Raw genomic sequence first — 14960 nt, 5'->3', positions numbered from 1 at the left:
CATGTTCAAATATATTGGCGACATCGTTAAGGGTACCGGTACCCAGTTGCGAAGCCTGGTGATGGTGTTCGGTCACGGCTTCCGCAAACGCGACACCCTGCAATACCCGGAAGAAGCGGTGTACCTGCCGCCGCGCTATCGCGGCCGTATCGTGCTGACCCGCGACCCCGATGGCGAAGAGCGTTGCGTAGCCTGCAACCTGTGCGCCGTGGCGTGCCCGGTGGGTTGCATCTCCCTGCAGAAAGCTGAAACCGAAGACGGTCGCTGGTACCCGGACTTCTTCCGCATCAACTTCTCGCGCTGCATTTTCTGCGGCCTCTGCGAGGAAGCTTGCCCGACCACCGCGATCCAGCTCACGCCGGATTTCGAGATGGCCGAGTTCAAACGTCAGGACCTGGTGTACGAGAAAGAAGATCTGCTGATCTCTGGTCCCGGTAAAAACCCTGATTACAACTTCTATCGTGTTGCAGGTATGGCCGTTGCCGGTAAGCCGAAAGGCGCCGCACAAAACGAAGCCGAGCCGATCAACGTGAAGAGCTTGCTGCCTTAAGGAAGAAAGATGGAATTCGCTTTCTATTTCGCGTCCGGTATTGCAGTGGTGTCCACGCTTCGCGTGATCACCAACACCAATCCTGTGCACGCCCTGCTCTACCTGATCATTTCGTTGATCGCCGTGGCCATGACCTTCTTCGCACTCGGCGCCCCGTTCGCCGGTGTGCTGGAAGTGATCGCCTACGCCGGCGCCATCATGGTGCTGTTCGTGTTTGTGGTGATGATGCTCAACCTGGGGCCGGCTTCGGTCGCCCAGGAACGCGTCTGGCTCAAGCCCGGCATCTGGCTCGGCCCGGTGATCCTGGCAGCACTGCTGCTGGCTGAACTGCTGTATGTGCTGTTCGCCCACCAGAGCGGCCAGGCCATCGGCCACACCACCGTAGACGCAAAAGCCGTGGGCATCAGCCTGTTCGGCCCGTACCTGCTGGTGGTCGAACTGGCTTCGATGCTGCTGCTCGCCGCAGCCATCACCGCCTTCCACTTGGGCCGCAACGAAGCCAAGGAGCAATGACGATGCCTGCTATCCCTTTGGAGCATGGTCTGGCGGTCGCCGGCATCCTGTTCTGCCTTGGCCTGGTCGGCCTGATGGTCCGCCGTAATATTCTGTTCGTGTTGATGAGCCTGGAAATCATGATGAACGCCGCGGCACTGGCGTTCATCGTTGCGGGTGCACGTTGGGGCCAGCCGGATGGACAAGTCATGTTCATCCTGGTGATCAGCCTGGCAGCCGCCGAGGCCAGTATTGGCCTGGCGATCCTGCTGCAACTGTATCGTCGCTTCCACACGCTTGATATCGACGCTGCCAGTGAGATGCGCGGATGAACATGATCTTTCTGACTTTCGTATTCCCCCTGATCGGTTTCCTGCTGCTGTCGTTCTCCCGTGGACGCTGGTCGGAAAACCTCTCGGCCCTGGTGGGTGTGGGTTCCATTGGCCTGTCGGCGATCGTTGCCGCCTACGTCATCTGGCAATTCAACGTGGCGCCGCCAGAAGGCGGTCACTACACCCTGGTGCTGTGGCAGTGGATGTCGGTGGAGGGCTTCAAGCCCAACTTCGCTCTCTATGTTGACGGCCTGTCGATCACCATGCTCGGCGTGGTGGTGGGTGTGGGCTTCCTGATCCACCTGTTCGCGTCCTGGTACATGCGCGGTGAAGCCGGTTACTCGCGCTTCTTCTCGTACACCAACCTGTTTATCGCCAGCATGCTGTTCCTGGTGCTCGGCGATAACCTGTTGTTCCTGTACTTCGGCTGGGAAGGCGTGGGCCTGTGCTCGTACCTGTTGATCGGTTTCTACTACAGCAACCGCAACAACGGTAACGCGGCACTCAAGGCCTTCATCGTCACCCGGATCGGCGACGTGTTCATGGCCATCGGCCTGTTCATCCTGTTCCAACAGGTGGGCACGCTGAATATCCAGGAACTGCTGGTGCTGGCACCGCAGAAATTCCAGGTTGGCGACTTCTGGATCACCCTGGCGACCCTGATGCTGCTGGGCGGCGCCGTGGGTAAATCCGCGCAACTGCCGCTGCAAACCTGGCTGGCGGACGCGATGGCCGGTCCTACGCCTGTTTCGGCTCTGATCCACGCCGCAACCATGGTTACCGCCGGTGTCTACCTGATTGCCCGTACCCACGGCCTGTTCACCCTGGCGCCGGATATCCTGCACCTGGTGGGCATCGTTGGCGGCGTGACCCTGGTCCTGGCCGGCTTCGCCGCGCTGGTACAGACCGACATCAAGCGGATCCTCGCCTACTCGACCATGAGCCAGATCGGCTACATGTTCCTGGCCCTGGGCGTGGGTGCCTGGGACGCGGCGATCTTCCACCTGATGACCCACGCCTTCTTCAAGGCCCTGCTGTTCCTCGCTTCCGGTGCGGTGATCGTTGCCTGCCACCACGAGCAGAACATCTTCAAGATGGGCGGCCTGTGGAAGAAACTGCCACTGGCCTACGCCAGCTTCATCGTCGGCGGTGCCGCCCTGGCCGCCCTGCCGTTGGTGACTGCCGGCTTCTACTCGAAGGACGAAATCCTCTGGGAAGCCTTTGCCAGCGGTAACCAGAACCTGCTGTACGCAGGCCTGGTGGGTGCGTTCATGACCTCGCTGTACACCTTCCGCCTGATCTTCATCACCTTCCACGGTGAAGCCAAGACCGAAGCACACGCAGGCCACGGCATTTCGCACTGGTTGCCATTGTCGGTGCTGATCGTGCTGTCGACCTTCGTCGGCGCCATGATCACCCCGCCGCTGCACGGTGTGTTGCCACAAAGCGTCGGCCATGCCGGCGGCGAAGCCCAGCACAGCCTGGAAATCGCCTCGGGTGCCATCGCCATTGCCGGTATCCTGCTGGCCGCGCTGCTGTTCCTCGGCAAGCGTCGCTTCGTGACCGCCGTGGCCAACAGTGGCATTGGCCGTTTCCTGTCGGCCTGGTGGTTCGCTGCCTGGGGCTTCGACTGGATCTACGACAAACTGTTCGTCAAGCCTTACCTGGCCATCAGCCACGTACTGCGCAAAGACCCGCTCGACCAGACCATCGGTTTGATCCCGCGTGCCGCCAAGGCCGGTCACACCGCCCTGAGCCGCAGCGAGACCGGTCAACTGCGTTGGTATGCCGCTTCCATGGCCGCCGGTGCCGTACTGGTCATCGGCGCCATCGTCGTGGTAGCGGTCTGACCATGTCTATGAACCGTGCGAACATTGCCAACTTTGCGAACTTGCGAAAGGAAACGAGCCTGTCATGATTCTGCCCTGGCTAATCCTGATCCCCTTTATCGGCGGCCTGCTCTGCTGGATGGGTGAACGCTTCGGCGCCACCCTCCCCCGCTGGATTGCGTTGCTGACCATGTCCCTGGAACTCGCACTCGGCCTCTGGCTGTGGGCCCATGGCGACTATTCATTTGCTCCGGCACCGGGTGTCGATCCGACCTTCGCGCTTGAATTCAAGCACGTGTGGATCCAGCGCTTCGGCATCAACGTGCACCTGGCCCTCGACGGCCTGTCGCTGTTGATGATCCTGCTGACCGGCCTGCTGGGTATCCTCTCGGTACTCTGCTCCTGGAAAGAGATCCAGCGTCACGTGGGCTTCTTCCACCTGAACCTGATGTGGATCCTGGGCGGCGTTGTCGGCGTGTTCCTCGCCCTCGACCTGTTCATGTTCTTCTTCTTCTGGGAAATGATGCTGGTGCCGATGTACTTCCTCATCGCGCTCTGGGGTCACAGTTCTTCGGACGGCAAGAAAACCCGGATCTACGCGGCGACCAAGTTCTTCATCTTCACCCAGGCTTCCGGCCTGATCATGTTGGTGGCGATCCTGGGCCTGGTACTGGTCAACTTCAACAACACCGGCGTGATTACCTTCAACTACGCCGACCTGTTGAAAACCAAGATGTCCCTGACCACCGAGTACATCCTGATGCTGGGCTTCTTCATCGCGTTCGCGGTGAAGCTGCCGGTGGTGCCGTTCCACTCCTGGCTGCCGGATGCCCACGCACAGGCGCCGACTGCCGGTTCCGTGGACCTGGCCGGTATCCTGTTGAAGACGGCGGCCTACGGCCTGCTGCGTTTCGCACTGCCGCTGTTCCCGAATGCCTCGGCGGAATTCGCGCCGATCGCCATGACCCTGGGTCTGATCGGGATCTTCTACGGTGCGTTCCTGGCCTTCGCACAAACCGACATCAAGCGTCTGATTGCCTTCTCGTCCGTGTCCCACATGGGCTTCGTACTGATCGGCATCTACTCCGGCAGCCAACTGGCGCTGCAAGGCGCAGTCATCCAGATGTTGGCCCACGGTGTCTCGGCCGCTGCCCTCTTTATCCTGAGTGGCCAGCTGTACGAGCGCCTGCACACCCGTGACATGCGTGAAATGGGTGGCGTGTGGTCGCGCATCGCGTACCTGCCGGCGATCAGCCTGTTCTTCGCCGCCGCGTCCCTGGGCTTGCCGGGCACCGGCAACTTCATCGGCGAGTTCCTGATCCTGATGGGTGCATTCGTGCAAACACCGTGGATCAGTGCGATTGCTACCTCCGGCCTGGTGTTTGGTTCGGTTTACTCGCTGATCATGATCCACCGCGCCTACTTCGGCCCGGCCAAGTCCGACACCGTCCTGCAAGGGATGGATGCTCGCGAACTGATCATGGTGCTCGGCCTTGCGGTGCTGCTGATCTACATCGGCGTGTACCCGCAACCGTTCCTGGACACTTCTGCCGCGACGATGCATGGCGTGCAGCAGTGGTTCGGCACCGCCTTCTCTCAACTCGCTTCGGCCCGGTAAGAGCGCTATGGAATTCACGATCCAACACTTTATCGCGCTTGCGCCGCTGCTGATTACCAGCCTCACCATCGTGGTGGTGATGCTGGCAATCGCCTGGCGCCGCAATCACTCGCAAACGTTCCTGCTGTCCTGTGCCGGCCTCAACCTGGCCCTGCTGTCGATCATCCCGGCCCTCAAGGTCGCGCCATTGGCGGTCACGCCGTTGATGATGGTGGATGACTTCGCCCTGCTGTACATCGCGCTGATCCTGGTCGCGACCCTGGCGTGCGTCACCCTCGCCCACGCCTATATGGGCGAAGGCGGCACCGGCTACCCAGGCAACAAGGAAGAGCTGTACCTGCTGATCCTGCTGGCTGCGGCCGGTGGCATCGTGCTGGTCAGCGCACAGCACCTGGCGGGCCTGTTCATCGGCCTGGAACTGCTGTCGATCCCGACCTACGGCCTGGTGGCCTATGCCTTCTTCAACAAGCGCTCCCTGGAAGCCGGCATCAAGTACATGGTGCTGTCGGCGGCCGGTTCTGCGTTCCTGTTGTTCGGTATGGCCTTGCTCTACGCCGAAGCCGGCAGCCTGAGCTTCACCGGTATCGGTCACGCCTTGGCCACCACCAACATGCCTGCGCCAATCGCCCAGCTGGGCCTGGCCATGATGTTGATCGGCCTGGCGTTCAAGCTGTCGCTGGTACCCTTCCACCTGTGGACCCCGGACGTGTACGAAGGCGCCCCGGCGCCGGTGGCCGCGTTCCTGGCCACTGCGTCGAAAGTGGCAGTGTTCGCGGTGATGGTGCGTCTGTTCCAGATCTCCCCTGCCGCCAACACCGGTGTGCTGAGCACCGTGCTGACCGTGATCGCCATTGCGTCGATCCTGTTCGGTAACCTGCTGGCCCTGACCCAGAACAACCTCAAGCGTCTGCTGGGTTACTCCTCCATCGCTCACTTCGGCTACCTGCTGATCGCCCTGGTGGCGAGCAAAGGCCTGGCCGTGGAAGCCATGGGCGTGTACCTGGTCACCTACGTGATCACCAGCCTGGGTGCATTCGGCGTGATCACGCTGATGTCCTCGCCGTTCAAAGGCCGTGACGCCGACGCCCTGTACGAATACCGTGGCCTGTTCTGGCGCCGTCCGTACCTGACTGCCGTACTGACCGTGATGATGCTGTCCCTGGCCGGTATCCCGCTGACTGCCGGCTTTATCGGCAAGTTCTACATCGTCGCCACCGGCGTCGAAGCGCACGAGTGGTGGTTGGTGGCGTCCCTGGTACTGGGCAGCGCTATCGGCGTGTTCTACTACCTGCGCGTGATGGTCACCCTGTACCTGATCGAGCCAAACCTGCGCCGTGTGGATGCCGAGCTGCACTGGGAACAGAAGGCAGGCGGCGTGATGCTGCTGGCCATCGCCCTGCTCGCGTTCTTCCTGGGCGTGTACCCACAACCGTTGCTCACCCTGGTGCAGCACGCGGTGTTGGGCGTTTGATCGCTTAGCGGGATGCAGTAAACAGAACGGCGCCTTCGGGCGCCGTTTTGCGTTTCTGTGAATGAATACATGTCCATAGGACAGACCTCGTGGTGAGCGGGTTTCTGTGGTGAGCGGGCTCGCCCCGCGCTGGGGCGCGGAGCGGCCCCAAAACCGGCTATAGCGTTATACCTGAACGTACCCTGTGATCTTACTGGGGCTGCTTCGCAGCCCAGCGCGGGGCAAGCCCGCTCACCACAATGTCGGCCTATAACGCCCCCCCGCGAAATGCGCTGGGGCTCACCCCCGTCCACCGTTTGAACGCCCGCCGAAAACTGCGCACATCGCTGTAACCCACCTCTTCCGTGATCCGTTCGATAGACAACCCCGGGTTGCCCAGCAGGCCCATGGTCCGCGCGCGTCGCACTTGCTCCAACAAGGCTTCGAAGGTCAGGCCATGCTCAGTCAAGCGCCGGCGCAGGGTGCGGCCACTCATGTTCAAGTCGCTGGCGACCTTCTCCAATTGACTGCCCTGCAAGTCGCGGGAAATCGCGCGTTCGACCGCCTGGATAAGGTCCATCTTCTGGTGCAGCTGGGCGCTTTCCAGCTCCAGCAATTCCAAGGCCTGGCGCAATGCGAGGGCGTGATGGTTGGGCAAGCGCGCATCCATCCAGTGCGGCGCCAGCACCATGCGGTTGTGCAGGCAGCCGAAGCGCACATCGTCACCAAACAGGCGCCGGTACTCGGCGGCATAAGGCGGTGGCGCATGCACGAACTCCATGCGCAGCGGCATGAATGCCGGCCCCACCAGCGTACGGCCATACACCATGAGGCTGGCGAAGAATTCTTCTGCGGCAAACACCTGCACCTCGGCATAGGGCAACAGGCATTCCACGTCGACAAACACCTCATCGGCGCCCTCAAGGGTGCGGGTGGTGGCAATGCCGCCGGAGGTGTGCTGGTGGCGCTCGCCGATCGCGAAGGCATCGCGCAAGGTCTTGCACAGGGAAATCACATGACCGAGTAAACCCAGGGTGCCCAGGACATTCTGGTTGCCCACCCACAGGCCCAGTCCCTGATCGGGCAGCACCTTGAGCGCACGCTGGATCATCGCCACGGCCTGGCGATAGGAGATGCGTTGCGCCGGGTCGTCAAGGTCGCCCAGGGTAAACCCCAGGCCACGGCACAGGGCGTCGGCACTGGCGCCCTTTTGCGCCACCACCTGCCCAAGGGTCTGCAACAGGAACGGCGACACAAGCGCCAGCTCGAACTGCGGGTCTACGGCTTTCCTTTGCATGGATCACGGGTTCCCGACTGAGTACTTCAGTTCTTGTTTTAGAAACATTCTGACAATCATAGGCGCTTGCAAGATTCACTGCACCCTGAGTGAAACCTGTCCGGCAAAGTCCCCCTATCTGGCCGCCAAAACCCTGCCGTGCGGGGCGTACAGGGCTTATTTCTATGGCCTGCGGTGCCCTAACAATAATAATGAGGCCAGACATGAACCCCACCCGTGTGCTTCACCCGCTGCAATTCGCCCTGTTGAGCCTGATCAGCCTGCCCGCCCTGGCCACCGAAGGCGGCGTCGACAACATCGGCCCCGGCACCGATGGGTTCTACATCCTGCCCCTGGATGTGAACAACCTGCCGGACCATATGTTCGCCTTCAACCTCTACTACAACCATTACGAAGCCAGGAAGCTGGACATCAGCTCCCTGGGCGGCAAGGTCTCCGAGGTGCGCATCAAGTCGGACGCGGTCATCCCGCGCCTGGACTACCTGAGCCCCGTGCGTATTTTCGGCGGGCGCCTTGGCGGCTATGTCGCGCAGCCGTACCTCAAACAGCAGGTGGCGCTGTTCGGAATGTCCGACACCCGGGAAAGCATGGGCGACACCACTGTGGCGCCGATCATCCTGTGGGACCTGGGACCCCGCCTGACCTTGGGCGCCGCAGTGGAAATCACCCTGCCTACCGGCGAGTACGACGCTTCGCGGCTGGCCAACACCAGCAATAATTTCTACACCTACAAGCCGTTGGTGTCGGCGACCTGGATGCCTACTGCGCGCACTGAGTTGTCGATCAAGACCACTTACAGTTTCAACAAGGAAAACCACGATACCGACTACCGGTCAGGGCAGATTTTCCATTTCGATTATTCGGCCAGCTACAAGGTCACCGATAACCTGAGCCTGGGTGTGAATGGCTATTACCTCAAGCAGACGACCGACGATAAGCAGTACGGGCATACGGTGGTGAATATCTTGGGTGAAGAGGTGGATGATGGTGTGCGGGGGCAGGTGTTCGCGATTGGGCCGGCGGTGTATTTCACTTTTTTGAAGTACGCGAGTGCGGAGGTGCGGTGGGCCAAGGAGTTTGATGTGGAGAATCGGCCGGAGGGGGATATGTTGTGGGCTAAGTTGACGATTCCTTTTGCTTTGTGAGGCGGATAGAGGTCGTGGTTTGTAGGGGTGTACATATCCGTTTTTTTGATAACGGCGGAGCTCGGTATGCCCGGAATCCGACCGGTATTTTGAGGGGGCTGCCTAAGATTAAAATCAAAAGCAAGCGCATGGCGGCCTGAGTGGTCGGTTCAAAAGCAGGTAGTTGTAGGAGCTGGCTTGCCGGCGATGCAGGCGATTAGGTACGTCAGGCCACCCAGGTGATGCCATCGCCGGCAAGCCGGCTCCTACAGGCTGGGCGGGCATCCCCAAATAACGGATATGCACTCACCCCCCAGATCAAAACCCAACCCCCTGCAACGGCAATTCATAAGACTTCTTAACCGTGCGCACCACCAACGTCGACGAATAAGTCCGAATCGGAATATCCCGATAAGTCTCCAAAAAACGATAGATATACTCCGTGTACTCTGCAGCATCCCGAAACTTCGCCACCATCACAAAATCAAACTCCCCGGTCATCAAATAACAATCCTGAATCTCCGGATGACTCGAGAGTATGTGCTGCATCCTGCGATCAATATCCTTGCTGTCCCTGTCCAGCTTGATCAGGAAGAACGCCGTCACCTGGATCCCCAGCTTGCGTTCATCCAGTACCGCCACTTTCGCCTTGATAATCCCCACGCTTTCCATGCGGCGAATCCGCCGGTAACAACTGGTGGAGGACAGCCCCACGCTGTCGCTCAACAACTCCAGGCTCTGGTCGCAATCCTTTTGCAACTTGCCCAGGATCTTCAAATCCATGGCGTCTGTCATCGGTTCCAAATCGTCCTTGAAAAATGCAATGAATCCGTCGCAATGACGGGCCAATTTGCACAAATCCTGCGCAATGGCTAGTTAACATCGATCCAGCTTAGCAGCCCGGCCAACACCTGGCCTCAAGGCGGCATGAGAGGGATCTTATGATAGTCGCGAAACCGACATGGACCGCTGATATCCAAGGACTTTTCAGCGCCCCTTACTGGATACCCGCCAGCCAGCGCGCGGCCGTGGCGGCCACGTGGGCAGGCTGCATGAATGCCTACGATGTGTTCCTCGAAGACCCGGCGTCGGTCAAGACCTGGTCGCAAACCATCTACCAGCACCTCGCCTCGCGCAACATGCCGTTGACCACCGACCAGCAACAATTCTGGCCCATCGACGCACTGGAAACCTTCCGCCTGTGGGTCAACCAGGGTTGGCGGCTGGACAGCATCTCGCCGTTCGACCTGGCTGAGCGCATCCCGCCACCGACGCTGCCGCATCCGGTCAAGCGGGTGCGCCAGGACATCCGCGCCCTGAGCCCCGAGCAGTTGAACCTGTACCGCGCCAAACTGGATGATGTGATGCACATCAGCGACCCCGACAGCGGTTCGCCCTGGCAGCGCTACGCGTATATCCATACCAACTGGTGCCTGCATTACCAGGAAGCCTTCGCCCTGTGGCATCGCGCCTACTTGCTGTACCTGGAAGCGCTGATCGACTGCGCGATCCCTTACTGGGACTGGATGGCCGCCGACGCCAGTGTCGATGGCAGCCCCCAGGCGGGCCTACCCCAGGCGTTTCTCGATGAGACCTACGTGCACCCGCACACCGGTGAGGTGCGGCGTAATCCATTGCGCTATGCGGCGGCCAAGGATGGCTGTTCAAAGGTCTGCGCCGCTGCGCCCGTGGCGGGCGTGGAGTGCCTGTATGTGCAGCGCAACCCGCTGTTCTACACCCAGGGCGAGGCCTTTCGCATTGAGCGTACCCAGCTGTATGGCATGAGCCGGATTTTCCAGCAGCAGGTGGTCGACGCGCTCGCGTTCACCACGTTCAGCCAGCCCCAGGGCGTACCCGGATACCCCTGGGCCAACATCACCACCTTTGACCCGCCGCAACCCAACAACCTGTACCCCAACCGCGCGCTGAATTTCGACGGCCTCTACGAGCAGCCCCACGACAACTATCACGGCTGGATCGGCGGCGACATGGCCGACAACGCCTACACCGCCTTCGACCCGGTGTTCTGCTCCTATCACGCCAATATCGACCGCATGCTGGAAGTCTGGATCCGCGCCAACCCGGCGGCGCAGTACACCACCCAGTGCCTGTTGCAGCCGTTCGCCGGGCACCAGGCCGACGAGGTGACCTTCACCAGCGCCGATGCCTGGCGCTACACCAGCCTTGGCGACATGGCCCAGGACAGCCGGCACATCGGTTACGACTATGGCACCCCGGTAGCCCCGCAGTTTGGTGCGGCCAAAGCGGCGTGCTGCCCGCAGAAACACTCCGCCGCCAGCGGCCCCTGGGTAGTGTTCGACCACGTGCGCTGCACCCATGACACCTACCTGATCGATGTCTTCCTCAACCAACCTGAAGCCACGCCGCCCCAGGCAAGTGCCGACAACCCGCATTACGTCGGGCGTTTCAGCCGTATCGGCATGGGCCTGGTGGATGACAAGGGGCGCTGCATCAGCCAAGGCGTCTCCCGCGCCCTGAACGCCGCGCGCAACGTCAAGGCACTGAACCTCAAACCAACCGACGCGACGCAGTTATCGCTGATCGTGACCCATCCCGATACTGGCCAGGTGTTGACGCCCGATGCGTACGCGCCCCTGCCTGGCTTTATCGCCCAACTGGTGTGGGACGACCCACGCCAAACCTCTGCCGGCCCCGCTTCGGACGCCGGTTGCTGCTCCACCAACACCAATGCTGGAGAACCAACATGAGCACGCCCTTCACCCAATTCACCTCCCCTGCCGAACAAGCCCCCAAGGACTACAACAAGCTGGGCCTGGAGAACCAACTGCCCACCTTCGAAACCAACTGGAACAACAACGTCACCGGCTGGACCCAGATGTCGGTGATCGGCAATCCGTGGTCCAACCTCAACGACGCACCGCGCTCGGGCTACTACAACCCGCTGGAGAGCGGCTACGGCACACAGACGCCAGTGACCATCACGTGGCAGCCCTTCCCCAATCGGCTGTGGACGTTCTTCTACAACAACGGCGCCGCCGTGGTCCCGCAACTGGGCGGCAAGGCCATGACCCTGGACCAGGTGATGCAGTTGACTGACCACGGCCAGATCACCCTGAACAACACCCTCTATTCGCTGTACCCGGACCCCAAGGCAACCCAACTGCAGATCCCCAGCGTGCTGTGCAAGTCCATCAACTGGAACGGTCCTTACGCCGACTTTTCACCCTCGGGCCCACGGGGCTGGCTGGATGAATACTGCGAGTGGTCGATCACCCGCGATCCCGACGGCAACATGCGCAGCATCATGTTCACCAGTGAGAACCCGGCGTACTTCCTGACCATGTGGAATATCGATCCGCAGGCCGTGCTGGGGTTGTACAAGGCGTATGTCGACCCGCAAGTGAAGATCGAAGACCTGTACCTGCGCTACACCGCCAACGGCCCGACCGGCCAGGCCGGCGAACCGGTGCTCGACCCCACCACCGGCCAGCCCGCCTATGACACGGTGAACAAATGGAACAGCGGCACCGTGCGTATCCCAGGGGTGTCGGGCGGCGCCATGCACCTGACCTCCGGGCCCAATACCCTGAGTGCCGAGATCTACCTGGCGGCGGCCGCCACTATCCTGCGGCCGCTCAACAGCAGCCGTAACCAGCAGAGCCTGATCTGCTGCGCGCAGTACGGGCAGAACTATCGCAACTCCGACCCGCATATCGGCTTTTCCGCCAACCAGGCGGCGGTCAACAACCTGATCTCATTGACCAACCCCATCGGCCTGTACCTGCAACAGCCGAAATCCTTCAGCACCTGGAAAGGCCCGCAAGGCCAGGATGTCAGCAGCTACTGGCGCGTCACCCGTGGCACGGCCGGCACCGGTCCAAACAACTCCGACCAGATCCTGCAGGCGGTGTTCGAGGTGCCACAAAGCGCGGGGTTCTCGATCAATGACATCACCATCAACGGCACGCCGATCGACTACGTGTGGGTGATCGCCAATGAATTGAATGTGGCCCTGAGCGTCACCCCGGCGCCGCTCCCCGCACCGCCCAAGGAATGCGATTGCGTGGCGGCCAACAACACCGATGCGCAACCCTGGCCGGTGCAGTTGCTGCCGATCGACCTGTTCTACGGCCAGTCCCCCAGCGACTTGCCGGCCAGCTTTGCCCCCGGCAGTTCCGGCCAGTTCGTACTGGTGGTGCAAGGCGCCGACCCGAACACCACGGCGGCGGATGCGCGGGTGCAGTTTTCCAACCCAGGGATTACCGCCCAGGTCACCCAGTTCTTGCCGGATGCGTCGGCCATTCCAGGGCAGACCGACAGCGGCGGCACCCAGGGCTACATCATGACGGTCACCGTCAGCAGCAACGCGGCACCGGGGCTGGTCAGCGTGCGTGCGCTGAACCCCAGCGAAGGCGCCAACCCGAGTGCCACCCAGCACCCATGGGAAAGCGGCCTGGCACTGGTGCCCGACGCCTGAGTGCCTCCCGGCCGTGCATGCCTGGCGTGGGCGGCCACCCCTCAAGTCTTGAGCAAGGAATGCGATCATGAACGGATGGCTTCGCCCGCTGCGTCGGGCACGCTTGCGTGTGTTCTGCTGGATCACCTGCGCCCTTCTCCCACTGCTGGCCCCGTCACCGGCCAATGCGGCTACCGATGCCCAGAGCTGCGTCAGCCAGCTGGTGTTCGACCCCACCAGCGGCGGCTTCCTGCCGGTGAATAACTTCGGCACCGAGCAGGACTTTCTCAATTGTTTCGGCTGGCAGCTGTTCATCGCCATGAACTGGCCCGTCAACCCTGGCTGGCCGGCCAACGCGAGCCTGGCCGGCGAGCCGGACACCCAAAGCAGCGTGGCCCAATTCGGCGTGCCGGCAACACCCGGCCAGCCAATGAGCAACGCCCCGGTGTGGGCCAGCTATAAGGATGCCAGCGAGATCTTCCTGCCTGGTGCGCCCAAACCCTCTGGCTGGGGCGTGGAAACCCTGGTGCCGTCCAATTGCACCGCCAGCGGCAACCTCAAGGCCTATGCCACCGGCGCACGTAAGTTCATCACCGCCACCTCGGAAAGCGCGATCAACCGCAAGCACCGTTTCCACCTGTCCAGCGGCACCCAGGTGACCCTGCCGGACTCGATCATGGAAGCCTCCGGCGGCTGGCTGACGGACCAGTCGGGCAACCTGGTGTTTTTCGAGCGCAAGGTCGGCAAAGCCGAGTTCGACTACATCGTCAATAACGAGCTGTACGACGCTGCCAACCAATTGATCGTGGCGCAGAACAGCGACAACCGGCACCCCGCCGGGCTGTCCTTGCCCGCCGGCAAACTGGTGCGTGAACTGCCAGCCCAGGCACTGCCCCAAGAGGAATTGGGCGCCCTGGAGCTGAAGGCGGCCTGGCGCGTACTCACTAACAAGCCCGAATTGTACGGGCGCTACCTGACCACCGTCGCGTGGCTGCAACGCCCGGACACGCTGCAGTGCACCCAGGAAGTGGTGGGCCTGGTGGGCCTGCATATCATCAACAAGACCCAGACCCAGCCGAACTTCATCTGGACCACCTTCGAGCAGGTCGACAACGTGCCCGACGCCGGCCCGACACCGCCCCAAGGCTACAGCTTCAACAACCCGGCATGCAGCGGCACTGCCTGCACGCCCAACGTCGCCCGCGTGCAGTGCGACGCCACCCACGCCCCGCCCAACTGCACGCCCCTGGATCAGCCGGTGCAGGCCACGCGAGTCAATGCCACGCCCCAGGACCTGCAGGCCTTGAATACGGCTGTACAGCAGACCTTCGCCCAGAAAACCCAGGGCCAGTCGGTGTTCCAGTACTACAAACTGGTGAATGTGCTGTGGTCCAAGACGCCCAATGCGCCCAACGATCCAGGCCCTGGGCCCAACGTGAAAACGCCGCTGTCCTACGGGCCGTTTGTCAGCGACCAGAGCGTCGTCGTCGCCAATACCACGATGGAAACCTACGTGCAGGCAGACAACTGCAACGACTGTCACCAGTACGCGGCGATTGCCGGCAAGTCGGGCCTGGCATCAGACTTTTCGTTCCTGTTCGGCAATGCCGATTCGGCGAAGAACACCCGCCTGATCAAACGCATCGAGGGGTTCAAGACCCTCAAGGATGATCAATAGTCGTGCTTTTCTGTGGGAACTGGCTTGCCTGCGATGGCATCACCTCGGCTCAACTCAAGACCGAGGTGCCCGCATCGCAGGCAAGCCAGCCCCCACATCGGACCGAGCAATGCCGCAAAAAAAGGGGCGATCATTGATCGCCCCGAACAGTA

Annotated in this window: 12 protein-coding genes; 10 read left to right on the top strand and 2 right to left on the bottom strand. The window is 61.5% G+C overall.

From position 1 onward, the window contains the following. Nucleotide 1 precedes the first annotated feature (1 nt). The 6 genes from nuoI to nuoN all read left to right on the top strand — a co-directional run bounded on the left by nuoI (nucleotide 2) and on the right by nuoN (nucleotide 6292). Nucleotides 2-550: an NADH-quinone oxidoreductase subunit NuoI gene (nuoI, locus tag AC0IYN_RS22660; RefSeq protein ID WP_003174725.1), complete on the top strand. Its 549-nt coding sequence runs from the start codon at nucleotides 2-4 to the stop codon at nucleotides 548-550. Nucleotides 551-559: 9 nt separating this feature from the next. Continuing rightward, on the top strand, nucleotides 560-1063 hold the full coding sequence (gene nuoJ, locus AC0IYN_RS22655; protein WP_049712667.1) for an NADH-quinone oxidoreductase subunit J: 504 nt from the start codon (nucleotides 560-562) through the stop codon (nucleotides 1061-1063). 2 nt (nucleotides 1064-1065) lie between these two features. After that, a complete protein-coding gene (nuoK, locus tag AC0IYN_RS22650) occupies nucleotides 1066-1374 on the top strand; it encodes an NADH-quinone oxidoreductase subunit NuoK (RefSeq protein ID WP_003174727.1) in 309 nt (102 codons plus the stop codon). Beyond that, complete coding sequence (gene nuoL, locus AC0IYN_RS22645; RefSeq protein ID WP_095015610.1) at nucleotides 1371-3224, top strand: NADH-quinone oxidoreductase subunit L; 1854 nt, start codon at nucleotides 1371-1373, stop codon at nucleotides 3222-3224. The genes nuoK and nuoL overlap by 4 nt, the downstream gene beginning before the upstream one ends. A 64-nt stretch (nucleotides 3225-3288) precedes the next feature. Next, a complete protein-coding gene (nuoM, locus tag AC0IYN_RS22640; protein WP_010209575.1) occupies nucleotides 3289-4821 on the top strand; it encodes an NADH-quinone oxidoreductase subunit M in 1533 nt (510 codons plus the stop codon). Nucleotides 4822-4828: 7 nt separating this feature from the next. Then, nucleotides 4829-6292: an NADH-quinone oxidoreductase subunit NuoN gene (gene nuoN, locus AC0IYN_RS22635; protein WP_028616809.1), complete on the top strand. Its 1464-nt coding sequence runs from the start codon at nucleotides 4829-4831 to the stop codon at nucleotides 6290-6292. A 247-nt stretch (nucleotides 6293-6539) separates the two neighbouring features. Here nuoN and AC0IYN_RS22630 read toward each other — a convergent pair whose 3' ends face one another. Beyond that, a complete protein-coding gene (locus AC0IYN_RS22630) occupies nucleotides 6540-7568 on the bottom strand; it encodes an AraC family transcriptional regulator (RefSeq protein ID WP_099491833.1) in 1029 nt (342 codons plus the stop codon). A gap of 203 nt (nucleotides 7569-7771) precedes the next feature. Between AC0IYN_RS22630 and AC0IYN_RS22625 the strand changes: the two genes are divergently transcribed. After that, on the top strand, nucleotides 7772-8713 hold the full coding sequence (locus AC0IYN_RS22625; protein ID WP_471843342.1) for a SphA family protein: 942 nt from the start codon (nucleotides 7772-7774) through the stop codon (nucleotides 8711-8713). Between the two features lie 297 nt (nucleotides 8714-9010). On the opposite strand, the gene AC0IYN_RS22620 is transcribed toward AC0IYN_RS22625, so the two are convergent. After that, complete coding sequence (locus AC0IYN_RS22620) at nucleotides 9011-9475, bottom strand: Lrp/AsnC family transcriptional regulator (protein ID WP_406597502.1); 465 nt, start codon at nucleotides 9473-9475, stop codon at nucleotides 9011-9013. A gap of 158 nt (nucleotides 9476-9633) precedes the next feature. On the opposite strand from AC0IYN_RS22620, the gene AC0IYN_RS22615 reads away from it, so the two are divergent. From AC0IYN_RS22615 to AC0IYN_RS22605, 3 genes are all read left to right on the top strand, one after another. After that, nucleotides 9634-11421 (top strand): tyrosinase family protein, encoded by a 1788-nt coding sequence (locus AC0IYN_RS22615; RefSeq protein WP_471843340.1) that lies wholly within the window; start codon nucleotides 9634-9636, stop codon nucleotides 11419-11421. After that, the gene (locus AC0IYN_RS22610; RefSeq protein ID WP_457248068.1) at nucleotides 11418-13151 is read left to right on the top strand and encodes a hypothetical protein; all 1734 of its coding nucleotides are present in this window, start codon (nucleotides 11418-11420) and stop codon (nucleotides 13149-13151) included. The genes AC0IYN_RS22615 and AC0IYN_RS22610 overlap by 4 nt, the downstream gene beginning before the upstream one ends. 67 nt (nucleotides 13152-13218) lie before the next feature. Then, nucleotides 13219-14808, top strand: coding sequence for a hypothetical protein (locus AC0IYN_RS22605; protein ID WP_471843336.1), 1590 nt, complete (start codon nucleotides 13219-13221; stop codon nucleotides 14806-14808). Nucleotides 14809-14960 lie beyond the last annotated feature (152 nt).

It is taken from the genome of Pseudomonas sp. AC112, from assembly GCF_979253545.1.
This window is presented reverse-complemented; position numbering and strand designations above follow the sequence as displayed.